Here is a 22,881-nt window from a genome sequence, read left to right as displayed (position 1 = left end):
TCTGTTGTTACAATTTACTGATTTTTAATGTGTTTCTTTTATCTGTTTGGATGTATTAAAAAAATGGCTCACAGGACGTTGCAGTGCAACGTCCGTACATGGTTTGACATATCTCAGAAAGTGCTTAGTTATAATCTACAAAACCCACTTCCGCTCCTATTAAGGTAAATGATTTTGGCGCTTTTACTTTTAGAATTTCTAATTCTGGTTTCTTCATGAGTAATTCCATTCGGTACATATCCCTCAATCTACCTAATAATTTACCCATCATATTTACTCCTCTAATAGTCGCATTCTGTTCTACTTTTGCACCCCAAAATAGATCTGCGTTACGGTTGTTTTTCTCCACTTGAACAATTGGAGATTGATGTACGGCTCCATTTTTTAAAAGTACTCTAGCAAACTCTTTTCGATTGCTGCCTAACTTATGTAGCAAAACAAACCACATACAATTAATGATCTCTGTTTTTGCCTTCCAATGTTTTTCTTGATAATTATTGAATGGTAAATCTCTCATCTCCCAATCATTCATCAGCCACTCAGGGTGCCAAAAAGAACGCATTTCTTCTTTTCTATCTCCCATCAGCTTTGCTCCTTCTCCTGATGTTTGATCAATAATCATCAATTGTTTCTCAAATACTTCTTGTCCTTTAGAAATATCCAATCGTAGACACTGATATAAATGTTCTGCTGTTCTAAAATGAGGGAATTTAGGAATCTTTATGGGAAAACCTTCCGCCAAATTCCCTAATTGATTCACTTCTTTACATATAGTAAATTTCTTATTCTGATTTAATCGAAAAAAGGATTGAATATCTTGATTTCGAATAGTACCTCTTTCAGCTTCATCAAATAAATTTTCTAGTTGATAAGGAAAAAGAGTTTTCTGATCTGAAACGAAATTTTTTAAGCTATATGTAGACGTCTGACAAAGTTCCTTTACTTCATCAACTGATAAATAATGCATATTTTTTATTTTACTGTAGAAGAACGTGAGATTACTTTCGTGGGAAGTACTTTATTTACAAAGCCCAATGTTTCTTTGTCTTCCGTTTCCACTTCCATAATTAATCGTTTGGCAGCTTGCACACCAATATCAAAAGCAGGTTGTTCTACTGTAGATATTTGGGGTTCCATCAATTCTGTTATTGGATCTCCAGCAAACCCGGCTACAGCAATATCCTGAGGGACTTTCAATCCACTATCCTTAAGATGTTTTAAAACTTGAATCGCCATGTAATCACTCATGCAAAAAACAGCATCAGGTTGTTTCTTCATAGACAATAATCGATCTACTGCTTCTTTGGCATCTAAGCTTAAGTTATCACATTGATACACCACCGCTTCAGCTGAATTCAAACCATTATTCTTTAGTGCATCAATAAAACCATTATATCTTTTCTGACTAATTGACAAACTCATTGGACCTGATAGATGGGCCAAATTAGAATACCCTTGGTCGATTAGATGTTGTGTGATATCAAAAGCACCCTTATAATCGTCTACTGTAATTTGAGAAACCTCCAATTGATCTGTTCCTCTATCGAATAACACTACAGGTATATTTCTATCTAAAGCCTCTTGAAGATGTCCAAAACTATTGGTCTCTTTGGATAAAGATATTAATATTCCTGCCACTCGACTATTAACTAAAGCACGTACCTGATTAATCTCTTCTTGAAGTTCTTCGTTGGATTGACAAACCATGACGATGTACCCATTTTCCTTAGCTACTTTTTGAATACCACTTAATGCTTGAGCAAAAAAATGTTGTCTAGCGATTTCAGGAATTACTACACCTATCAAATTTGTACTTTTTGATGCTAAATTAGATGCTAGAATGTTTTTTTGATAATTTAATTTCTCTGCCATATCAAAAACAGCCTGCTTAGTTTCTTTACTCACATCAGGATGATTTCTTAATGCTCTAGAAACCGTTGATTTAGAAATGTTTAGTCGTATTGCGATATCGTGTATGGTATATACCTTAGCCATTTGCTTTGTTTGTCCGTTTAATTACTTGATAAATATACCATTTTTTTAAATGAAAAATGAAAAGCAATATTTAAATTAAAAATGAAAAGTTAAAAATGAAAAACGTGAAATGTAGGGGAAAGGTGTGAAGAGTGAAGAGCGATGAGTGAAAAGCGGCGGTAAACTATCCTACACTAGCGCGAGTCTCCAGACTCGTGCTCGCGTTATGAGGAGCGTAGATTCAGCACCTACTCTCTACTACTACCTAAAATAGCATTTTTTAATAAAAAAAACGAAACTACATAAAGAGAATAAACGTTCAAATAACCCATAAAAAGGCCCATTTCATTCAATAACTTTTACTAATAATATCGGGTAATTGTAAATATTGAATAATCATTCACTTTACCGTAACATTAGACTCCTACTACTTTTATTTAATCAATGTAAACACTCATTGTTTGAGGTCTTACATGTTAATTTTTTTATCTTATAAATTTAAATTGGGTCTTATAAAATCTTTAAAACGTTAAGTGGGATTAATTAAATTCAACAAGGCTAAATAGAAACATTAAGTTCACATTGATGTAGTTGTTTTGCACTCAGAAATCAGTTAAAAAAACAACCTAATCAATTAATTTCTAAAATGTTTAAAAAACTACTATCAATTATTGCTATGCTTGTATGTCTTACAAGCGTATCCTTAGCACAAACTGTCATTAGTGGACAAGTAATCGACGAGTCTTCTAGTGAACCTGTTATAGGAGCAAATGTATCTATCGAAGGTACAACAACTGGCGCAATAACGGATTTTGACGGTAACTTTTCCTTTCAAGCAAAAGGTAATGGCCAAAAAAATGTAATCATTTCATTTGTCGGAATGACTACCGTAAAACAAAACGTACAACTTGATGGTACTCCTATTGATTTAGGTACTGTAAAAATGGCATCTGATGCTATTGGTTTACAAGAGGTTGAAGTTTTAGCTTCTATTGCTGTAGATAGAAAAACGCCAGTGGCGGTTTCTACAGTTTCTGCGGACAAAATTGATATGAAATTGGGTAACGCAGAATTCCCGCAAGTTTTAAAATCATCTCCTGGTGTTTATGTTTCTGATGCTGGTGGTGGATACGGTGATTCACGTATTTCACTTCGTGGTTTCGATTCTGAGAACGTTGCTGTTATGATTAACGGTGTTCCAGTAAACGACATGGAGAATGGTAAAGTATATTGGTCAAACTGGGCTGGTTTGGGCGATGTTACTAAAACAATGCAAGTGCAAAGAGGTTTAGGAGCCTCTAAGTTAGCAGTACCTTCTGTTGGTGGTACTATTAACATCCTAACAAAAACTACTGACGCTGAAAAAGGTGGTAATGTATTTATGGGAATGGGTAATGACGGTTACTTAAAAACTGGAGTTACACTTTCTACTGGTCTTATGGATAATGGTTGGGCAGTATCTACTGCTTTATCTAAGACTTCAGGTAATGGTTATGTGGACGGAACACAGTTCGAGGGTTATTCTTACTTTGTAAACATTTCGAAGAAAATCAACGACAACCACACACTAGCCTTCACTACATTCGGAGCACCTCAAACGCACGGTCAGAGAAGATCTTACGTATCTGAAGAAGAGTATGATCGTTACGGTAAGCGTTACAATAAAGACTGGGGTTACAGAAATGGTCAAGAGTTCAATACTAACGAGAACTTCTACCACAAACCTCAAATGTCGTTGAACCACTACTGGACAATCAACGAAAAAACTGACTTGTCAACTTCAGCTTATGTATCAGTTGGTCGCGGTGGCGGTACTGGTATTGTATCAGAAGATAGACACTTCGAAAGTGCTTACAGAGACAATTCAACTGGTGGTATCATCGATTGGGATGCTTATGTAGCAAACAACAGAAACGAAGATGGTTCATCAAAAGGTGCCTACAGAGCAGGTTATAACAACCACTTATGGACAGGTGCTTTATCAACTTTGACTCACCAATTGAACGACAACTGGACGTTAACAGGTGGTTTAGACCTTCGTTACTACTTAGGTGAGCATTACCAACAAGTAGAAGACTTGATGGGTGGTGACTTTTATGTAGACACGCAAATGGCTTCTCAACCTCACCGTCAAACGCAAGTAGGTGATAAAGTGGGTTACCATAACGATGGTAGAGTACAATGGCAAGGTTTATTCGGTCAAGCTGAATACTCTAAAGATCAATTATCAGCATTTATTTCAGGTGCTGTATCTCACCAAGCTTACCAAAGAATTGACTACTTTAGTTATGAATCTGGTACTGAAACAACTGACTGGCAAAGCTTCTTAGGTGGTTCAGTAAAAGCTGGTGCTAACTACAACATCGATGCACACCACAATGTATTCATCAACGGTGGTTATATCTCGAGACAGCCTTTCTTTAATGCTGTATTCTTGAACTACCAAAACGATGTTAACCCAGACGCAGTAAACGAGAAAATTCTTTCTGGTGAAGTTGGATATGGTTACCGTAACAAAGGTTTCAGAGCTAACGTGAACGGTTACTACACATTATGGCAAGATAAATCGTTTGTAAAAACGGTTTGGGAAGATGGAAACCCTTACACTGCTAACCTTCTTGGTGTAAATGCATTGCACAAAGGTATCGAAATCGACATGTCGTACCGTGTGAACCATAAATTAACAATTACAGCAATGGCTTCATTAGGTGATTGGAGATGGATGAACGACTTAGAAGACGTTCAAATCTTCGATGATCAACAGAATCCTATCGATACTGTAAACGTTTATATCGCAGGTGCTGAAGTAGGTAACTCTGCTCAAACAACTGCCGCTTTAGGTGTTGAGTATGAAGTATTCCCTAAGTTGAAATTAACCGCTGACTGGAACTACTTTGGTAACTTATTCGCTGATTACGATCCTACAAGAAGAGATTCTGAGGAATTCAGTGGTAAGAGTGCTTACGAAATGCCTTCATATAACTTAGTTGACCTTGGTTTTAACTATGCCTTCCAAATGGGCGGATTTGATGGTATTTTCAATTTCAGAGTAAACAACGTCTTTGATACTGATTATGCTGTACAAGGACTTCAAGGTGGTGTTGACGAATTGGGCAACATGACAATGAGTGGTTACTATATGGGACTCGGAAGAACCTATTCAGTAGGTTTGAAAATGAGCTTCTAATTATATAGATAAATATTTAGGCTATCGGAAATTCAATTTTCCGATAGCCTATTTTTTTTAGTTAAGTTGCTTTATTTTAAGATTTTATTGTAATTTAGTTGACGTTATCCAAAAGCTAATTACAAATGAAATTCAAACTGCTGTTTACTCTCTTGCTAATTTTACCTTCTTCAATCATTTTTGCCCAAAATGATGATATACTTTGTGTATTTGAAATTGATACATTAACCAATTTACAAGTTTACACAGAAGTAGAACACCCTCCTATCTCCGATATACATATCTCACATAGAATGAAAAATGTGGGAAAAGCCATTAAGTATAATGTCGATTTTAAAAAAATGGGAGTTGAAGGACCTAAATATTATTTTGCTTTTATTGTGACTAAAAATGGTGAAGTGACAGGCGAAAGAATGTTAAAGTATAATGAAACAATAGCTAATTTAGACGAAGTCTTTGATGAAGTAACTAAAGGAAATTGGACAGCTGCACAGTGTAATGGTAAAAGTGTGAACTCCTATCACATCATTCCAATTCATATTGATATGCATTAATCTGAAGATTACTGAAACTTATTAGGTGTGTTCTTTGTTATATTATTTGTGACCTCAAAGGAAAAACATCTAGCTTGAGCTTTTCGATTATTGAAATAATGATAAATAAAACATCCACTACAAGTTAAATAAATGTTAATCGCTATGATAAATCCTATTTAACTATTGTAATTATCTAAGAAGACTCTTAATAAGTGTAATCCCAACAGTACTTCCTTTGAAATATCACGTCAATGAAGTAAAATGCATCAAAGCAACGTCAACTAAATAAACCATTACCCAGCAATGAAAAGATTAACACCATTGATTCTGTTTGTTTGTCTATCTATCTTATCGATGAGTTTTCACATCATTAAGGAAAACACAAACGATCCAGTCAAAGAAAATGAAACTAATGCCCATCCCGCATTAGAAGTGGTTGCGAAAATCAACCAAAGATTATCTGATAATAATCAGTCAGATCTAAAATGTGTATATAAGGGAGGTGACATTAGAATAGAAAGCAAAACTGAAGTGCTTTACACTATACCATTCCATACAGAAAACAAGTATGTAACAGGTTTCGATAAGCACAGACAGCTAAAATATTTATATGTCTTAAAGGACGATGGATCACAAAAAATTGTGGACTATCACAAATTCATATAATCACAAGATTAGATTATAAGGAGATAAAGTCATCTCCTTTTTTTATGCCTAAACTTTACTAAAATCTTTTTATGCTTATATTGTACTGACTTTTTAATTAAAACTTTTTAATCAATGCTGACTGAACTAGACATTAATGCTGAGTGTAGAGAACTATTGCTCCAAGGAAAAGATGAAAAATCAATTAAACAAAGAATAAAAGAGGTCAAGAAAAGTGCCTTAGCTGCTGATTCTTTGTATGTCAAAACCAGAAAAGAAATTCGTAATGAGATCAAAAAAGAAATTGATCAAAAAGTAAAGGAAGATAAAAGCCTTCAAGAGATTAAAGATGAATTAAAAAACTACCCTACTGATATCTATAATGATGCAGTTGAGTTTTTTATCAAACAACACTCCATCAAAATTAAAGGTGATGTAAGAAAAACAGCTCTGAATGGAGGGAACCTTAATTTTGTAATTAAGCAACATTCTTCTAAGTTATTTTCGAATTATGAGATTGCAGAATGGGCAATTTTCGGAATTCAAATGGAAAGAGAGAGACTTGCAAAACAAAAAAGAAATGATATCCTTGCGGGATCTGCAACTTTAGTTATTGTCTCTATTTTTGCCTTCTTCAAAATTGCATCAATGAGAGACTCAGGGAGTTTCAGATTAAAGGGAATTTGGTGGTTAATTGCGTCAGCAGGTTTTGGATTTTATAAAATCACAAACGCTCTAAATGCTAAGATCCCTGAGATTCCAGTTAATGGATTCGAAAAAAGAGAACCAATTTATCACGATTTAAAAAGATAAAATGAAGACACTATCATCGAAACGAATGAGCTTAGGAAGACCTATCTTTTTTATCTGTTTCTTATTATGTAACTATTATGCTTATCAATTTTATTTTATGGGTAAAGGGCATCCATTGGTGAGTTATTTCATACCTATTTCACTATTTCTGATATCACTTCTGCTATTAGGTATTTTATTAAAAGTAAATAATGTAAGTACTGATGGAAAAAACGTGATCATCAGTAATCCCCTTTTTGGTAAAACAATTGAGGTACCAATTGATAATGTGGATACGTTGGCTTCACAAAGAACTCAGTTTGCATTAAATGACCCTTATGAATTGGCTCAGTTAGTCAACTTATGTTATACTGATGAAAATGGTGATAAAAAAACTACTTGGTCGCTTGATAAATCGGGATATTCTAAGGATAACGATATGATTTTTAGGATCTCTCAATTGAAAAAAGGAGTTGGCTTTGAGGAAGAAAATCCAAATGCTTATTTGGGATAAGAATTAATAAGGTTCGTATGGATGAATAAAGAAACCTCCATACGGACCTTTTATATTTATATACTTCTTTTCGATTCAAAAAACTCCTTCACTTTAGGATGAAAAGTCAACCCAAACGAATAAACAGCCATTACAAACCCTATGACTGCTTTTGCTGGTATCGAAATAATAAAATCAAAAATGATGATTGCCCTAAACAGTTGCAATTTACCATTAAGTGCGGATACAATCATCCCTATTAAATTGATGATATACAACCCTGCTGTATATAAAATATAGTCAGGTTTAGCATTAGGAATATCAAGTTTTCCATTTGAAATGGCATAGTATAAACCAAAAGCAATGAATACTTTTAGTAAGAACGATACCATGATGATACGTAATGCGATCGGCTTTTTTACTTGATTTTGAAGAGTAACTGTTTCCATAATAATTAAAAGTGTTTTTGTTTTTGATATGATACAAATGTCACACTTCTACTATGGAAACAGTTGGAGTATTGGGCCAATGATTATGATTTTTGGTTCATCAAAAAACTAGATCTTGATTTCCATTAAACCCACATAATAATTCGGGTCAATTTCAAAAGATTCAACGTCAGAAGCTTCTATCATTTGCCATTTTGTTGATCCTTTTAATCTTTTTGATTTTCCATTGATCGTCACATCAATTGGCATATCAAAACCTGCTACAGTATTAATGTATCGGTAAGAAATACCTCCTTTTATAATTCTATATTCTAATGTTGGGATGGATGTATTTCTTAAATATTGATCAAATACTTTGGACAAATCGATGCCTACCTTTTCCGACATATAGTCTTCAATCTGTTTTGTATCTACTGTTTGATGATAAAACTCTTTATTCATTCCTCTCAGCAATCCTCTCCATTTTTCATCATCATTTTGTATTCTTCTGATCATGTTAATCATATTACTCCCTTTGTAATACATATCCCCTGACCCTTCTGAATTCACATCATAATCACCAATAATCGGTCGATCGTTTTGAATAGCTGATCGTGTTCCTCTAACATATTGTAACCCTGCCTCTTTTCCGTAATGGTACTCTACAAACAAACATTCTGAGTAGGCAGTAAAGCTTTCATGAATCCACATATCTGCGATATCTTTATCGGTAATGTTATTGGCAAACCATTCGTGACCTGCTTCATGAATAATGATAAAATCAAATTTTAAACCCCATCCAGTATTGCTTAGATCACTTCCTAAATAGCCATTTTGATATTTATTGCCATAAGTCACCGAACTCTGATGTTCCATACCTAAATAAGGGACTTCCACCAATTTAAAACCATCTTCATAAAATGGATAAGGACCAAACCAATGTTCAAAAGCTTCCATCATGTCCTTTGCTTGGGTAAACTGCTTTTTGGCCTTCTCTAAATTATGTTCCAAGACATAATAATTCATATCTAAAGTTCCCTTCTCCCCTTCGTAATGCTCACCAAAATGTACATAGTTACCAATGTTGATGTTCACACCATAATTATTAATTGGGTTGACGACTTTCCAATGATATGTTTTGGTTTTCTTCTTTCTATTCTTTTTTACTTTTACCAAACGACCATTTGATACATCCATTAAGTTTGCAGGCACTTCTATAGATATATCCATACCAAGATCAGGCTCATCGTACATATGATCTTTATTCGGCCACCAAACAGATGCTCCTAATCCTTGACAAGAAGTAGCAATGAAATCGTTTCCATTTTCATCCTTGGCCCAAGTGAATCCTCCATCCCAAGGTGCTTTGACTGCTTCTCTTGGAGTGCCTTCAAAGAAAATTTCAATACTATCTATATCATTATTGTTATAACTTTTAGCAAGCTCAATAAAAAAGGCATTTCCTTTTCTTCTATAATTCAATATCTCTTTGCCTTGTATCACTTTCGTGATCCTCATCGGTTCTTGTAGGTCAATCTGTAAATCTTCTTGATCATCAACTACTTTGAAAACAACGATATTACTTCCTTGAATAAACTTTTCATTGGGTTTTACTTCTACGGATAAATTATAGCGTTGAAGATCCCACCATGCACGTTGAGGTGTAATTGATCCACGTAAAGTATCTTGTTCCGTGTAATCGTGATGATGCGGTTGTAATAATTGAGCATTTGACAAAAACGGGATGAAAAGTAAAAATAAAAGTAATTGTTTGTTCATTTTCTGACTATTCGAATTAATGATAACTGAATTGATAAATTAAAAACTAAGGTAGAAAGAATATTTTTTTTATATAATTTTAATTCGGATTCTTTACCATTTTCAAAAACAACATAAAGAGCTCTTAAGTATTTTATGGCCTTTTCCATATAATTAAAGATTGATAAAAAAAGGAGTGATCGCTGAATTTTTTAAAATTTAAACTAATTTTGTCGAAACTTTTATTTAAACGATTTATTATGAAAAAGGTATTACTTTCTGTAATAGCTATTACAACAATTCTATTTTCTTCTTGTAACAACGATGATTCCCCAACATCCAACGCAAGAACTGATGTATCTCTTAAATCAGGAGGTATTTCCCCTTTATCAGGAGCGAGAACTACTGCTACTGACATCCCAGGTATTGATTCTGTAGTAGTTTCTGTAGAGTCTTTAACGGTTGAAGTGAACGATCAAACAGTTACTTTCTATAAGCAAGAAGGTGAAGGAATGATTGATTTATTACACTTCCAATCTCAAGACACAATTATGTGGACGGAAGAAACGTTGCCACTTGGCGAAGTACACGGTGCTGTGTTAGGTCTTGATAAAAAAGGTTTAAGCTATGTTATCGAAACGGATAACGACGAGCCAGTAGATTTGCATATCGCTCACAAAGCATTAGATTTTAGAGTAGAAAGTGATTCAGCAATTGCGGCGAACACAAAATATATCTTGAAATTAGATATGGACGGTAGCCTTAGATTAGTTGAAACAGGTGCTGGTAAGTACAACTTACAACAAGGTACTGCTGGTACAAATCCTGAAGGTATTATTGTAATTGAAAAAGTGAACTAGAGATAGTTTCTTATACCATATTTTTAACCTACGATATCGTGATATATACAAAAATATATCTCAGATATCTTGGAGAGACCCACGATTGAAATCGTGGGTTTTTTATTGTTTTTTTTCTCACACTAAAGTGAAAGAAAAAATAGGTTGGATTTAAATTGTTACTTTTCTTGCTGCATATCATAAATTTGTTTGAGCAAGATTTTCTTTGGTGTGAGTGGTGCAGCTTTCAACATTAGTGTTTGTGCGAAAGTTAAACCAGTAATAACATCTAACTTCCCTGCCATCATACCATTGTAACCATCCAAAGCTACTGTATGCGGTGAAGCAGTATCTTTAAAAAGATCTGTTTTATCCATACCTGAAGTACTACCAAAACCTGTTTCTGTTGCTCCAGGCATTAATGCGGTTACTGTAATATTCGTATCGTGTAACTCTTGAGCAATGGCATTACTAAAAAAGGTCACATAGGCTTTCGTTGCATAATATACGGCTTGCATTGGTCCTGGTAAGAAACTAGCTGTTGAAGAAACATTTAGAATTTTACCTTTATTTCTCTTCACCATATCATCCAAAAAGAATCGTGTAAGTGCTGTAAGCGCTGTGATATTCAGGTTGATCATGGCTAAATCTTTCTCCCACTCTCTTTCATGAAATTTTCCAAGTCCACCAAATCCAGCATTATTAATCAAAATATCTACGGCAACGTTGGCATTCTTCACTTCTTGATACACCTTCTCCACTTCAGATAAGTTCGAAAGGTCTTTTGTAATTATCATCACTTCAGTTTTATATTTTTCCTGAAGTTCATTTTTCAATTCAATCAGTTTATTCTCTGATCTTGCAACAACAATCAGATCACCTCCTTTTTCCGCATGGATTCTTGCAAATTCTTTTCCGATTCCTGATGATGCTCCTGTGATTAATGCTACGTTTTTCATGATAGTTTTTGTTTTGATGTTTCTTAAACTTACTACACAAATATCTTGATTATCAAATTAGTAAAAGAACACAAATTACTTGATGAAAAACACAAATCATTTAACTAATAAAATAACGATACATCATAAACTTCTTTCACTTTGATCATGAATTGTGAAAAAAATCAAACATATCCGTTTCGAATAAAAATAGAAATGAAGAAGTTTGGTTGTCAATTTGATTATCGACAACTTACGCCGTTTTTGTGATGAATAATTAAAAGATATATACTTTGCGAGTTGATATAGAAAATCCGAGAAATAAATGTTACAAATGTATGCGACCTGAAAGTTCATGTATTTGTAAGCATACTAACCCTATACTTACTAATACTCGTTTTGTATTTCTTATGCATCCCAAAGAACACCATAAAGAGAAAAATGGTACAGGGCATATGGCACATTTACAATTGAAAAACTCGGAAATTATTGTGGATGTAGATTTTACTGAAAATAGAAGAGTAAATGAAATTCTGAATGATGAATCGAATGCTTCTTTCTTACTCTACCCAGGAAAAGAAAATTTCAACCTGTCTATAAAAAGTCAGTCTGAAATGAATTCTTTTTTAGGAAAAACTCCTTACATTTTTATTTTGGATGGAACGTGGCCTCTTGCCCGTAAAATGCTTCGTTTAAGTACCAATCTTCAAAAGATTCCTCGAGTGAGTTTTGACAATGAAATCCAATCTAAATTCATTATCAAACAACAGCCAGAATCTTTATGCCTAAGTACCATTGAGTCCGTATATACGGTCATCAATTTATTAGTTGATAATAAATTAGAAAACTGCTCCACTTCAGACTTCCTTTTACCTTTTGAAAAAATGTTGGAATATCAAGTAGAGTGTATTCTAAAACCTGACAATTATAACTACCGTCCTCAAAAAGTCAAGAAGTTGAATAAAATGGACAAGTATAAAAAAGAGACGGAGAGAAATATCATTTTTGAACCTGTCACCAACTCAAAATAGTATTAATTTCTATCTCTAAATTGGTTAGGCGTCATTCCGGTTTTATTCTTGAATAAACGGCTGAAATAGTGTGGATAATTAAATCCGAGATTATAGGCCACTTCACTTATGGATGAATCCGTTCCTAATAAAATGTGTTTGGCTTTATCAATGACAAAATCATTGATGTGATCTTTGGCCGATCGTCCTGTTTCTTTTTTCAATAAATCGCTTAGATAGTTAGAAGACAGATTGACTTCATCGGCAAAATATTGAACGTTAGGCATACCTGTGAGTGTAAAATTACCTTCGTCATAATACTTCTTCAATAGTTTATCAACTTGGGTGACTACACTTGAATGGTGATTTTTTCTTGTATTAAACTGTCTTTCATAATACCTAGAACTGTAAGTGAGTAATAATTCTAGGTTTGAGATCATCACATTCTGACTATGATTATCGATTCTATTATTCATTTCTGCCTTAAGATTATCAATAACCAACATCAGCATTTGACGTTCCTGATCTGATAAATGAAGTGCTTCATTCGCATCGTAACTAAAAAATGAATATTGATCTATTTTATCGCCTAATTCGGTTCCAATAAATAAATCGGGATGAAAGAATAACAACCACCCATCAGTATCTCCTTTTTTAATTTCCTCTGTCGCCGAGATCACTTGATGTGGAGCCACAAAAATCAAAACCCCTTCCTCAAAATCGTAGGTATTACGGCCATATTGCATCCCACAGCTTTTATCTTTCAATGCGATATAAAAGAGATCTGAACTCCATTTCATACCTATCATTTTCTGAGTAACTTCTATATCCTTACCATCAATAATGGTCATCAAAGGGTGAGTGGGTGCAGGTAGCCCCATACATTGGTGCAACTCGTGGATTGATTTTATATGTGTGATCTGATCTTTCATCTTCATCTAAATTTTAATTCATGATACAAAGATTCTACTATTTGATCAAATCATCTTACATAAATTACAGTTAGTATAACACAAATTTCAGATGAGAGGTGTGGATACAAAAAAACTGTATCATTAGCCCTGAAATTCATTCAAGGTTAATGATACAGCCTTTTAAATATATCCGATTACTTATTGTAGTAAGCCGATACTGGAGGGATAAAATCGTTTTTACGAGAGATCTTACCTTCTAAAGCAACGCCTAGATCACCTTTAGATACACCGTAAGCTTCTTCTAATACTGCGAAATCAGCATCGTCTGCACCGATAACTACAGAGTTGTTGGTTGTAAGATCAACATAGGCAAAGAAAATTGCGTTGTAATCGTTTTTCTTATTCTCAACCATTGCTGCAGTAATTTCGTCGTGTTTCGCTTTAACCTTATCAATCAATAAGCTTTCGCAAACACCGAAACCAATCTTGATATCACCGAAAATGAAATCTTTGTAATCTAAGTTTAAGATTTCAGCGGCAGTATATTTAGAAAGGTCAGACTTGGCAATCAACATTTGTTGACCGAAATCTGCTACATCTTCGATACCTGCAATCTTAGCTAACTTAGCTGCGATTTCTTTATCGATTTCTGTTGTATGAGGAACTGTCAAAGCTAAAGTATCTGAAAGGATACCTCCCAACATTACTCCTGCCATTTCTTTTGTGATTTCTACGTTCATTTCTTCGTAGTAATCTGCAATAATTGTACAGCATGAAGCTACTGTACGCATGTCAATATGGATAGGTCCTTTTTGGAAAAAGAAGTTATCCTGAACAGCATGGTGATCAATTATAGAAAGGATGTTTGCTTCTGTTACAGAAGCTGCAGATTGAGTAGTTTGGTTATGATCTACGATCACTACATCTTTTCCTGCAAAGTTATCTTCGAAAGCAGGTGCTTTGACACCAAATTGCTCTAATACAAAAGTGGTTTCAGGGTTTAATTCTCCTTGAACGATTGGAGTACCGCCCCATAAGTTTGCTGCTGCGATTGCTGAACATGTACAATCAGTATCAGGGTTTTTATGCCCTACAAATAATGCATTACTTGGAAAAGATAGTTGAAAACTCATTGTTTCTCTTTCTTATAATTTGATTTATTTTTAAAACATGCAAAAATATATATTTTTTGTAAAAAACGAACCTTCCAGTTCTATTTATTCAATCATTAGATGTTTCTATTAAAATTATTATCAATTTGATTTTAATTTGTTCTATGACATGGTTCACTCAAAGGTGATTTCTTTTAGACCGATTTAGATAAAGTTTAAGAAAAAAATAACCACCACTCAATTAAGAATGATGGTTACATTAATACTGTCGAAACTAACTACCAAAAGGGAGTTTAAAATTAATCACTCTGCCGTATTTTTTGAATTGTCTAAGCGTTCCGTCTTTTCTTCGTGTTTTGTAAAAAGTAATTCTACTTTTTGCTTCCAAATTGTGGTTTAAACGATACTGACGAATATAATTTGCTATTCCAGAGGAACTTGTTCCAAACACATCACCTAGATCTTTATAACTCAAACAAATAGCACCATCAATCATAAAATATGGGGCATAGTGATTTACCTTCTCGTAGAGAAATCTAGTACTGTTAGTCATATACAAAAGTTAAATACATTTATACAAATGTAATGAATAACAATATACAATTAAGAAAAACCATCAATTTGATTGTATTATGAGCGATTTCATCTGTTAACTTTGAAAGATAAAAACCAACTTTTTTGGTATAGAATATAAAAAAAGACCCCCGGATTTCCGAAAGTCTTTAGTGCTGTACGAATACTAAATCTGTTCTGTATTTATCTATCAATTTTAATTTTTTAGTCTATCAAAACTTTATAACAACTTAATTAGTTTTTAGACTTTAATATTTTTTGGTTTTGTTTTTAGCTAAGTCGAGATTCAATTGGTTCTAATTTTATGTTTTAGTTTTTAGCTAAGTTTATCTCTCTCTATTCATCTATCTAAATCTTTTATCAAACATTACCCTCTAAAGTAATGGTCGATGTTAATTTCTTCTGGTTTTATTTTTTAGCTAAGTTGTTAATTACTGTCTCATTTTTAATTGGTTTAGTTTTCAGCTAAGCATATAACTCTCTATTCATCTATCTAAACTCTAAATCTTTTAATCGAGCATTGCCCTCTAAAGCAATGGTCAATGTTAATGTCTTATGGTTTTAGTATTAGCTAAGCCTCTTATTCACTGTCTTATTTTTAATGGTTTAGTTTCAGCTAAGCATATAACTCTCTATTCATCTATCTAAACTCTAAATCTTTTTCGTTTTTTGTTACATTATATCTAACGCCAATCAACATTGTACAGCTCATTATTATTACTGAAACTGCAATTTTTCAAACCCAAACAGAAAATGTAAAGATTGAAAAGACTATATAAATACTGAATCGTCTTTTATTCTTACCGAATCATTTGTTATAAACTTGATGATTATACACATTTTTGTATACATATATACTTTTATGTATATTTGAAAATGAGAATTATAAGCGAACAAACTATTAAAGATTTTGCTGAAAAACATAAAAACGATCTTTCGATTTTTAAAGTGTTTGTCAGTGACCTATGACGATTTAAGGGAAAGAATGCAAACGATCTAAAAAAAGCATTTGATAGCGTAGATAATGTCGGGAATAAAAGGTACGTATTCAATATTAAAAGAAATGAATATAGAATGGTTGCATTAATCCTTTTTGGTCAAAATATTCTTTTTGTTCGTTTTATAGGAAAACATTCTGAATATGATAAAATAAAAGATATTAAAAATATATGATGATGATGACAATAGAAGATAAAACTCAATACGAAACTGCTTTAAAGAAACTAGAAAAATTGATGATTGAAGCAGACGATTCTATAGAGAATAATACCGAAAATAATACTATCAGTAGTCTTGCTGAAGCTATTGATGTGTATGAATATAAAAATGGGATGAAAATGGAGGAACCTTCTACTTTAGACTACATTAAGTATAAGATGTCTAATAATAATATTACGATTAAAGAGTTATCTCAATTAATTGGTATAAGTCCTTCAAGAATGGGTGATTTTCTAAATGGCAAAAAGAAACTCACCATAAATATTGCTGTGGGAATCCATAATCATTTAGGAATTTCATATGATACAATTATGAGTTTGGCGAATAAATAACAATAAGTATTTTTAATTGTACTTCCTGATGCGTAATTTATAACCATTAAATATTTACATATCCTAAAAAATAACTATGACTATTCAAGAGATTGCTAATCGACTAGTTGAACTATGTCGTCAAGGAGATTTTGCTACTGCCCATGAAGAATTATACTCAGACGAGTGTGTGAGTATCGAGCCTGATGGAGCTCCTGTAAAAGAAGTAAAAGGGAAAGAAGGTTTGGCCATGAAAGGAAAGCAATTCGAAGAAATGATGGAAGTTCATGGATTTGAAGTATCCGAACCTATTGTCGCAGATGAATTCTTTTCTATTGTATTAGGAATGGATGCCACGTTTAAACCTACTGGACAAAGAAGCAATAGTTCTGAGATTGCTGTTTACGAAGTAAAAGATGGTAAAATTGTAAAAGAAGAGTTCTTCTTTAGACCACAAGGTCCAGGGATGTAATTAATCCTTAGACTAAGGAATAAACAAAAAAGGAATCAAATATATTTATCTGATTCCTTTTTTGATATTGATAAGTTTAAATTATTGCACCTTCACCCAAATCTTCAAAGAAGTCGCAGGCATTTCGATACTCTGCTTTCCTCCCTTCAACTTGTTCAACTTCTTATCAGTATCCTTTACTCCTTTAAGGATATTTACGGATTTGTTATTGGCTACTAATTTCCAATTCCCTTCAGGAAGCTCTACATTATCAAAGCTATTGGCTTTCTCATCAACGTTTAATAAAACAAATACTTTCTCATCGATGATATACCCCAACTGATCTTCGTTTTCAGGAGCGATAAATTGATAATATCCTTCTGGAACTTCAGTTCCTAAACGAAATACTTTACCGTAGTCTGATAATCTAAACTCGTTCATTCCTTGCCAGAAAGCCAACATATTTTTGTAATCGTTGGTATTTCCTGATATTGGTTGCTGACCGACAGTTTCCCATGCATATTGGTTCGCTGTTCTATGGTTATAGGTATCTCTGTAACCGTGCATATATACTTTATATCCTTTATTCGTCGTTTTCACCACTTCTTTTAAAGGAGCATCTGCTTTCGAACGCATGATCTCAGAACCACCGTTAGTAACGATTGGCCCTAAAGAAGTATACATCAAAGTGACTGCAATTTTATAATTGTCTTGATCTACACTTGTACGACCATCAAACTTTTCTCCACCATATTGATCTGATAAAGCAAAGTTATCATGGATATCAAGGTAAGTGATACCAGAATTTGGCGTTACGTCTTCTTTGTTAGAGTTCTCCAAACCTTTCATCACTCCTGCTCTTTCTGATGATTTTCCACCAGCCCAACCACGATCGGCTTTAGGGTCTGATAATTTGAATACAGGTCCTTTGAAGGCTGTTCTTGAATCATCTTGGAAGAAAGTGATTGGTGAATCTTCCTTGTACCAATCCCATGATGGATTTGCTTCAAATTCAGGATCATTTGATCCAATCCATGGCTCACCATAAACAATTTTATCTTGTCCAATCGCTTCTTTTAAAGCAATAAGTGTTTGTTGATCTACTTGTCCTGCCAAGTCAATTCTAAATCCATCAATACCAAACTCTTTAATGTAGTACTGACATTGATCGATTAACCAACGTTGTGTCATTGGACGGTTTTCGGTTTTCACTTCGTTACCATAATCACCGATATGCTCTAAATCTTTTGTTCTATAGTAATACTGCTTGTCAATACCATTAAAGTTAAAGATCCATGCGTTTCCATCCATATTTTCTGCTGTATGGTTGGGCACAATATCAATAATAACTGCGATATCTTTGTCGTGGAATGCCTGAACTAAATCTCTGAATTCGTTTCTTTCCTCACCTGATTCTTTACCAACAGTTCTATATCTAGTTTCTACAGCCATTGCGTGAGAAGTACGGTATCCCCATTGGTAATTTTCTTCGCTCACTCCTTGAGATTTCATGTACTCATCATTCTCAAAAGAAGCTTTCCAATCGTCTGTTGGATAGTGTAAGTATTCTTGAATTGGCATCAAGTGTACCACGTTAATTCCTAAGTCGACTAAATAATCGAAACCAATTTTCTGACCTTTGCTATTTTTCAAACCAGATTTATGCATTGCTGCTAATCTACCTTTAATAGATTCATCAACTGGTAACCGATCCGTAAAATCTTGAACGTGTACTTCATAAGAAATCACATCTTCCATAGCAGGAATACCATTTTTTAATGGAGTTGCAGGAACAGTTCTTCTCCACATTCTACATTTACCCCAAGTGTCATCACTTACTCTTGTGTAAGGATCTGAAACGTGTGCTTTAGTAGTTTCATAGAATAAGTTACCCGGATCATCAAAACCATGAATAGTGAAATCGTACCAAGTACCATGAAGGTCTTCATCAAAAAATGCTTCCCAAACACCATCTTGATCTTCTTTCATATCAATTACTTTTTCGGCTTTTGTATCGTCTTTTCCTTTATAAAGGTAAAGTTTCACTCCTGTGGCTCTTGGAGCAAATAAACGTACAGTGGTTTTTCCATCATCGATATTGGCACCTAACTCTTTTGTAGAGAAAGTATCTCTAAACCATCCATCAAAAGAACATAAGGCAGACAATTCTTGATCTGGCATATGTAAATAATAAACTCTCTTTTTATTTAATGGCTCAGCAGGTACAATTAATGTTGTTGTTGCTTCATTTGGTAATACACCTTTTACCTTGATAGTATCACCTTGTGCGTTTGTAATAAGATATTTTGTTGGGTCAAGTGGTCTTTCTCCCACAATTGTTGCCCAAATTAGGTTTTCGTTTTTTAGCTCTGCTTTTAAACCAGGGAGAACTGTATCCATCATAAATACTAGGTTTCCTCCTTTTTCATTAGGAGCTACCGATGCAGGTCCTAACCATTCACCTTCATTAATTCTGAACTTAAATTCCATTGTTGGACCAATCACTTTAAAATCGGTATTATCAAATGTAAGAATCCATTGACCACCCGTTTTTTTCAGATCCCATTCTTTGGTCTCCATGTCACTATCCCAACCTCTAAAAGTACCCGTCACTACAACACGATTGGGTTGTTTGTCATAAATAGTCTCATCAAAAATAAATGATACTTGATTACTAAAAATCGCATATCCTTGATTCACTTGTTGTCCTGTAAAGGATTGCGCTGCTAGTTGTATTGACAAGAAAGAAAATACAATAAATAGTATTTTTTTAAGGTTCATTTCGATATCTAATTTTAAAGTAATGATTTGCACTTTTAAAGATACCCTTAATTTTGAGAAAATAAAGGGAAGTAATGTCATTAAAAAATAGGCACGATTAGCTAAAAATTGGACATTGTTTATATATTTGTTAATGTACTTTCTATATTAATATAGGAATATGATGTTTGCAATCGGTTGATAAATGAATCAATTTATATGAATATTTTAACATCTTTAATAAATATTCCAACATCAAAAAAAGATGTTTTTTTTCCATTTTAAAGATAATTAACTTCGGAAATCACGTTTTAATAAACACTAATGATAAAATTCAGTCTACTCAAACATAAAACTATTGGTAAATCGCCCGATGAACTTGTTTTCGTTGGTGAACAAAAAACAGAAGATGTAGAAGTCAGTTTAATTGATTTCGGACCAGAACATTATCATGAGCAAAAATTAGAAACGATTGAGGATGCAAGAAAATATGTAGACTCTGAATCGATTACTTGGATTAATTTTAATGGTATACATGATGTACCACTAATTGAACAGCTAAAAGACAATAAAATTAATGCTCATATACTATCTGAAGTAATTGATACTACTGCACGTCCAAAATTCGAAGAGTATGAAAATGCCTTTTTAGTTACTATGAAGATACTTTCGTATGATAAAAAAGAGCGAAAATTAACCAACGAACATTTTAGCTTAGTACTCCATAAAAATTGTGTGCTTACTTTCAAAGAAACAGGACACCCAATATTTAAACCACTAATTCAAAGAATTCAGAAACGAAGAAAGAAGATAAGCAACAACAAAGTTGATTATCTTATTTTTAATATTCTAGATATCATTGTCGATCATTATATCTATGTTATTCAAGAAATTAGTGAAGAAATTGATGCATTTGAAAATGAAGTTTTAGGTAATCAGAAAATTGAAATATTAGATGAAATCATCTCTTATAAAAAAGTAGTCAATAACTTCAGAAAGAATATAAAACCTGTCTTAGAACTCTTTCTTCAATTGATTAAATATCAACCTCTATTTATTGAAAAGAAGAATAAAGCTTATTTCAATGAATTACTAAATAATACCAAGCAAGCCAGTGAAATAGCCGATAGTTATAGAGAGATTTTATCTGATCAATTAAATATTTACCACACCACCATTAGTTCTAAACTAAACAGTGTGATGATGACCCTTACCATCTTCTCTGTAATTTTTATTCCACTCACTTTTATTGCGGGTATATATGGTACAAACTTCGATAATATACCAGAATTGCATTATCAATATGGATATTATTCAATGTGGGCGGTAATGATATTAATTACGCTTGGGATGTTATATTACTTCAAAAGAAAAAAATGGATTGCATAAAAAATCACCCCTCAGATAATATCCAAGGGGTGACATCTAACTTAACTCTTTAATTTTTTTCTACTAAGCGCATTCTTTTAACTTGTTTATATTAACGCTGATCAAAAGATACAGTTGTCCTTTTTTTAGCCTAATATGTTATTAAATTTTAATGTGGAAACGAAACCGAATTTATTAATATCATTTATTTAAGAATATGATATGAACTAATGACTAATTTTTAATCTGTTATTGATTAATGATTTGATCAATGATAAATTAGTAAATAGATATAGATTCTTTTACAATGATGCTACTTGACAAAAAAATTACGGAAAATATAAATACGTTTAGCGATTGGAGATTATACCCCACTCTTGTTCAAAAAACAACCACGATTTACCCACCTTCGCATAATAAGATTTATAAGGTTGAAATTTATTCTGTGAAAGAGAATATGCTTTTCTACAAGTCAGTTCACAATGCAAATGCTAAAATTTCTTGTGAAGATTGGCCAGAGGGTATTTATAAAATTTTTATAACACAGGGTAAAGTCTGTTTTTCATTGAGGTTTCTAATTCACGACACTCAATCTTAAACCCTTAATGATGCACTCTATTTAACGCTCTTACGTCAAGTGATGATTCTTCTTCGGCATCTTGTAATTTTGTATGCATGGCTTGTTTTATTTTTGGCTTTGCCACCAAATTAATTCCTTCTAAAATGAATTGAATTGCCAAGCTGGGTGTTACATAATGATATTTGTAAATTAGATAAGAATATTCCTCCTCAAATTGTTTCAAAACTTTACCCAACTGTATTCTCGTTACAGCGTCCATCCACTTTAGAGAAGAAGCATCATCCACAACAACACATCTTTGATTAATGTGGGAGAATGATTCGAATAATATTTTTTTGTATTCAGCCACATCTTCAATGTTAGGCTCTTCTTTGGTTACTTTTATATATACCAACGGTAATTTTCTTGTATCTATATAAGCAACTTTTGAGGTATATAGCTTTCTCATAAATTCTTTTGTTTTTGTTATACAATACTCTCAATTACTTCCTTATCTAACTCAGCATACTCTAGTGCTGTTGTTAGATCATTACACACCATTTGTCTTATTTTTGGTTTAAATACTCTGTTGATTGTATTCAAGACAATCTTTAAAAATTTGCTTGGTAAGACAAAATAATGAGCCCTTACATTTAAGTCATAAATAGACTCTTGCTCCTTTATCAATTTGATATATTCTAATCGAGCATCAGCAGTTACCCATTCTACTTCAGATGCTTCATATATAATTACACTGGCTGTTTTTATATTATTAATAGCATTGAGTTCTTCTTGTTTAACTAATTTCACATCTTCTAATTCAATTGTTTTTTTCTTGAATTTTATAATTATCAAGGGTGATTTTGATGTATCAATAAAAATTACATCATTGAAATTTATGTCTTTCATAATACGTGTTACTTATTAAATGACTTATTTATTTTAAGCACAACTATTAGATTATTCAATAAAGGGTAAAGCGGGTAAAGATTATTGATTCTTGTCTCAGTATATT

Annotated in this window: 21 protein-coding genes and 1 pseudogene; 11 read left to right on the top strand and 11 right to left on the bottom strand. The window is 33.0% G+C overall.

Going from position 1 to position 22,881, the window contains the following annotated elements; translation table 11 throughout:
• Positions 1–124: 124 nt before the first annotated feature.
• Both KMW28_RS25610 and KMW28_RS25605 read right to left on the bottom strand, forming a co-directional pair.
• Positions 125–967: an NADAR family protein gene (locus tag KMW28_RS25610; protein WP_169663756.1), complete on the bottom strand. Its 843-nt coding sequence runs from the start codon at positions 965–967 to the stop codon at positions 125–127.
• Positions 968–972: 5 nt separating this feature from the next.
• Positions 973–1,995, bottom strand: coding sequence for a LacI family DNA-binding transcriptional regulator (locus tag KMW28_RS25605; RefSeq protein ID WP_169663755.1), 1,023 nt, complete (start codon positions 1,993–1,995; stop codon positions 973–975).
• Between the two features lie 625 nt (positions 1,996–2,620).
• On the opposite strand from KMW28_RS25605, the gene KMW28_RS25600 reads away from it, so the two are divergent.
• From KMW28_RS25600 to KMW28_RS25580, 5 genes are all read left to right on the top strand, one after another.
• Positions 2,621–5,161: a TonB-dependent receptor gene (locus KMW28_RS25600; protein WP_066214900.1), complete on the top strand. Its 2,541-nt coding sequence runs from the start codon at positions 2,621–2,623 to the stop codon at positions 5,159–5,161.
• A gap of 125 nt (positions 5,162–5,286) precedes the next feature.
• Positions 5,287–5,715: a hypothetical protein gene (locus KMW28_RS25595; protein WP_169663754.1), complete on the top strand. Its 429-nt coding sequence runs from the start codon at positions 5,287–5,289 to the stop codon at positions 5,713–5,715.
• Between the two features lie 285 nt (positions 5,716–6,000).
• Positions 6,001–6,363 (top strand): hypothetical protein, encoded by a 363-nt coding sequence (locus KMW28_RS25590; RefSeq protein ID WP_169663753.1) that lies wholly within the window; start codon positions 6,001–6,003, stop codon positions 6,361–6,363.
• A 114-nt stretch (positions 6,364–6,477) separates the two neighbouring features.
• Positions 6,478–7,155 carry a hypothetical protein gene (locus KMW28_RS25585; protein ID WP_169663752.1) on the top strand — a complete coding sequence of 226 codons (678 nt, stop codon included), beginning with the start codon at positions 6,478–6,480 and terminating at the stop codon, positions 7,153–7,155.
• A gap of 1 nt (position 7,156) precedes the next feature.
• A complete protein-coding gene (locus KMW28_RS25580; RefSeq protein WP_169663751.1) occupies positions 7,157–7,648 on the top strand; it encodes a hypothetical protein in 492 nt (163 codons plus the stop codon).
• Positions 7,649–7,704: 56 nt separating this feature from the next.
• Here the strand turns inward: KMW28_RS25580 and KMW28_RS25575 are convergent, their stop codons facing one another.
• Together KMW28_RS25575 and KMW28_RS25570 are read right to left on the bottom strand one after the other, a co-directional pair.
• A complete protein-coding gene (locus tag KMW28_RS25575) occupies positions 7,705–8,076 on the bottom strand; it encodes a hypothetical protein (protein ID WP_169663750.1) in 372 nt (123 codons plus the stop codon).
• Positions 8,077–8,184: 108 nt separating this feature from the next.
• Positions 8,185–9,834: a M1 family metallopeptidase gene (locus KMW28_RS25570; RefSeq protein ID WP_169663749.1), complete on the bottom strand. Its 1,650-nt coding sequence runs from the start codon at positions 9,832–9,834 to the stop codon at positions 8,185–8,187.
• Positions 9,835–10,073: 239 nt separating this feature from the next.
• Between KMW28_RS25570 and KMW28_RS25565 the strand changes: the two genes are divergently transcribed.
• Positions 10,074–10,673: a DUF4382 domain-containing protein gene (locus KMW28_RS25565; RefSeq protein WP_169663748.1), complete on the top strand. Its 600-nt coding sequence runs from the start codon at positions 10,074–10,076 to the stop codon at positions 10,671–10,673.
• A gap of 158 nt (positions 10,674–10,831) precedes the next feature.
• On the opposite strand, the gene KMW28_RS25560 is transcribed toward KMW28_RS25565, so the two are convergent.
• Positions 10,832–11,611 (bottom strand): SDR family NAD(P)-dependent oxidoreductase, encoded by a 780-nt coding sequence (locus tag KMW28_RS25560; RefSeq protein WP_169663747.1) that lies wholly within the window; start codon positions 11,609–11,611, stop codon positions 10,832–10,834.
• Between the two features lie 317 nt (positions 11,612–11,928).
• Between KMW28_RS25560 and KMW28_RS25555 the strand changes: the two genes are divergently transcribed.
• The gene (locus KMW28_RS25555; protein ID WP_205958162.1) at positions 11,929–12,621 is read left to right on the top strand and encodes a tRNA-uridine aminocarboxypropyltransferase; all 693 of its coding nucleotides are present in this window, start codon (positions 11,929–11,931) and stop codon (positions 12,619–12,621) included.
• Positions 12,622–12,623: 2 nt separating this feature from the next.
• On the opposite strand, the gene KMW28_RS25550 is transcribed toward KMW28_RS25555, so the two are convergent.
• From KMW28_RS25550 to KMW28_RS25540, 3 genes are all read right to left on the bottom strand, one after another.
• A complete protein-coding gene (locus KMW28_RS25550) occupies positions 12,624–13,532 on the bottom strand; it encodes a helix-turn-helix domain-containing protein (protein WP_066216757.1) in 909 nt (302 codons plus the stop codon).
• Positions 13,533–13,708: 176 nt separating this feature from the next.
• Positions 13,709–14,647: a manganese-dependent inorganic pyrophosphatase gene (locus KMW28_RS25545; protein WP_169663745.1), complete on the bottom strand. Its 939-nt coding sequence runs from the start codon at positions 14,645–14,647 to the stop codon at positions 13,709–13,711.
• Positions 14,648–14,900: 253 nt separating this feature from the next.
• Entirely contained in the window at positions 14,901–15,179 is a 279-nt protein-coding gene (locus KMW28_RS25540; RefSeq protein WP_169663744.1) for a hypothetical protein, read from the bottom strand.
• A 1,061-nt stretch (positions 15,180–16,240) separates the two neighbouring features.
• Here KMW28_RS25540 and KMW28_RS25535 point away from each other — a divergent pair.
• The 3 genes and pseudogenes from KMW28_RS25535 to KMW28_RS25525 form a co-directional block, all read left to right on the top strand.
• Positions 16,241–16,372, top strand: a pseudogene (locus KMW28_RS25535) (type II toxin-antitoxin system HigB family toxin); the annotation flags it as partial.
• A gap of 2 nt (positions 16,373–16,374) precedes the next feature.
• Complete coding sequence (locus KMW28_RS25530) at positions 16,375–16,749, top strand: helix-turn-helix domain-containing protein (protein WP_158297875.1); 375 nt, start codon at positions 16,375–16,377, stop codon at positions 16,747–16,749.
• A 76-nt stretch (positions 16,750–16,825) separates the two neighbouring features.
• Positions 16,826–17,200 carry a nuclear transport factor 2 family protein gene (locus tag KMW28_RS25525; RefSeq protein ID WP_169663743.1) on the top strand — a complete coding sequence of 125 codons (375 nt, stop codon included), beginning with the start codon at positions 16,826–16,828 and terminating at the stop codon, positions 17,198–17,200.
• An 81-nt stretch (positions 17,201–17,281) separates the two neighbouring features.
• Here KMW28_RS25525 and KMW28_RS25520 read toward each other — a convergent pair whose 3' ends face one another.
• A complete protein-coding gene (locus KMW28_RS25520) occupies positions 17,282–19,960 on the bottom strand; it encodes an alpha-amylase family glycosyl hydrolase (protein ID WP_169663910.1) in 2,679 nt (892 codons plus the stop codon).
• A 303-nt stretch (positions 19,961–20,263) separates the two neighbouring features.
• Between KMW28_RS25520 and corA the strand changes: the two genes are divergently transcribed.
• Positions 20,264–21,328 carry a magnesium/cobalt transporter CorA gene (gene corA, locus KMW28_RS25515; protein ID WP_169663742.1) on the top strand — a complete coding sequence of 355 codons (1,065 nt, stop codon included), beginning with the start codon at positions 20,264–20,266 and terminating at the stop codon, positions 21,326–21,328.
• Positions 21,329–21,909: 581 nt separating this feature from the next.
• On the opposite strand, the gene KMW28_RS25510 is transcribed toward corA, so the two are convergent.
• Both KMW28_RS25510 and KMW28_RS25505 read right to left on the bottom strand, forming a co-directional pair.
• A complete protein-coding gene (locus KMW28_RS25510) occupies positions 21,910–22,335 on the bottom strand; it encodes a hypothetical protein (protein ID WP_169663741.1) in 426 nt (141 codons plus the stop codon).
• Positions 22,336–22,352: 17 nt separating this feature from the next.
• The gene (locus KMW28_RS25505) at positions 22,353–22,775 is read right to left on the bottom strand and encodes a hypothetical protein (protein WP_169663740.1); all 423 of its coding nucleotides are present in this window, start codon (positions 22,773–22,775) and stop codon (positions 22,353–22,355) included.
• Between the last annotated feature and the right edge of the window lie 106 nt (positions 22,776–22,881).

It is taken from the genome of Flammeovirga yaeyamensis (assembly GCF_018736045.1).
Lineage (GTDB): Bacteria > Bacteroidota > Bacteroidia > Cytophagales > Flammeovirgaceae > Flammeovirga > Flammeovirga yaeyamensis.
This window is presented reverse-complemented; position numbering and strand designations above follow the sequence as displayed.

Excerpts from the sequence above, each read along its gene's own strand:
- KMW28_RS25610 (WP_169663756.1), bottom strand. The coding sequence starts at position 967 with ATGCATTATTTATCAGTTGATGAAGTAAAGGAACTTTGTCAGACGTCT.
- KMW28_RS25605 (WP_169663755.1), bottom strand. The coding sequence starts at position 1,995 with ATGGCTAAGGTATATACCATACACGATATCGCAATACGACTAAACATT.
- KMW28_RS25600 (WP_066214900.1), top strand. The coding sequence starts at position 2,621 with ATGTTTAAAAAACTACTATCAATTATTGCTATGCTTGTATGTCTTACA.
- KMW28_RS25595 (WP_169663754.1), top strand. The coding sequence starts at position 5,287 with ATGAAATTCAAACTGCTGTTTACTCTCTTGCTAATTTTACCTTCTTCA.
- KMW28_RS25590 (WP_169663753.1), top strand. The coding sequence starts at position 6,001 with ATGAAAAGATTAACACCATTGATTCTGTTTGTTTGTCTATCTATCTTA.
- KMW28_RS25585 (WP_169663752.1), top strand. The coding sequence starts at position 6,478 with ATGCTGACTGAACTAGACATTAATGCTGAGTGTAGAGAACTATTGCTC.
- KMW28_RS25580 (WP_169663751.1), top strand. The coding sequence starts at position 7,157 with ATGAAGACACTATCATCGAAACGAATGAGCTTAGGAAGACCTATCTTT.
- KMW28_RS25575 (WP_169663750.1), bottom strand. The coding sequence starts at position 8,076 with ATGGAAACAGTTACTCTTCAAAATCAAGTAAAAAAGCCGATCGCATTA.
- KMW28_RS25570 (WP_169663749.1), bottom strand. The coding sequence starts at position 9,834 with ATGAACAAACAATTACTTTTATTTTTACTTTTCATCCCGTTTTTGTCA.
- KMW28_RS25565 (WP_169663748.1), top strand. The coding sequence starts at position 10,074 with ATGAAAAAGGTATTACTTTCTGTAATAGCTATTACAACAATTCTATTT.
- KMW28_RS25560 (WP_169663747.1), bottom strand. The coding sequence starts at position 11,611 with ATGAAAAACGTAGCATTAATCACAGGAGCATCATCAGGAATCGGAAAA.
- KMW28_RS25555 (WP_205958162.1), top strand. The coding sequence starts at position 11,929 with ATGCGACCTGAAAGTTCATGTATTTGTAAGCATACTAACCCTATACTT.
- KMW28_RS25550 (WP_066216757.1), bottom strand. The coding sequence starts at position 13,532 with ATGAAAGATCAGATCACACATATAAAATCAATCCACGAGTTGCACCAA.
- KMW28_RS25545 (WP_169663745.1), bottom strand. The coding sequence starts at position 14,647 with ATGAGTTTTCAACTATCTTTTCCAAGTAATGCATTATTTGTAGGGCAT.
- KMW28_RS25540 (WP_169663744.1), bottom strand. The coding sequence starts at position 15,179 with ATGACTAACAGTACTAGATTTCTCTACGAGAAGGTAAATCACTATGCC.
- KMW28_RS25530 (WP_158297875.1), top strand. The coding sequence starts at position 16,375 with ATGATGACAATAGAAGATAAAACTCAATACGAAACTGCTTTAAAGAAA.
- KMW28_RS25525 (WP_169663743.1), top strand. The coding sequence starts at position 16,826 with ATGACTATTCAAGAGATTGCTAATCGACTAGTTGAACTATGTCGTCAA.
- KMW28_RS25520 (WP_169663910.1), bottom strand. The coding sequence starts at position 19,960 with ATGAACCTTAAAAAAATACTATTTATTGTATTTTCTTTCTTGTCAATA.
- corA (WP_169663742.1), top strand. The coding sequence starts at position 20,264 with ATGATAAAATTCAGTCTACTCAAACATAAAACTATTGGTAAATCGCCC.
- KMW28_RS25510 (WP_169663741.1), bottom strand. The coding sequence starts at position 22,335 with ATGAGAAAGCTATATACCTCAAAAGTTGCTTATATAGATACAAGAAAA.
- KMW28_RS25505 (WP_169663740.1), bottom strand. The coding sequence starts at position 22,775 with ATGAAAGACATAAATTTCAATGATGTAATTTTTATTGATACATCAAAA.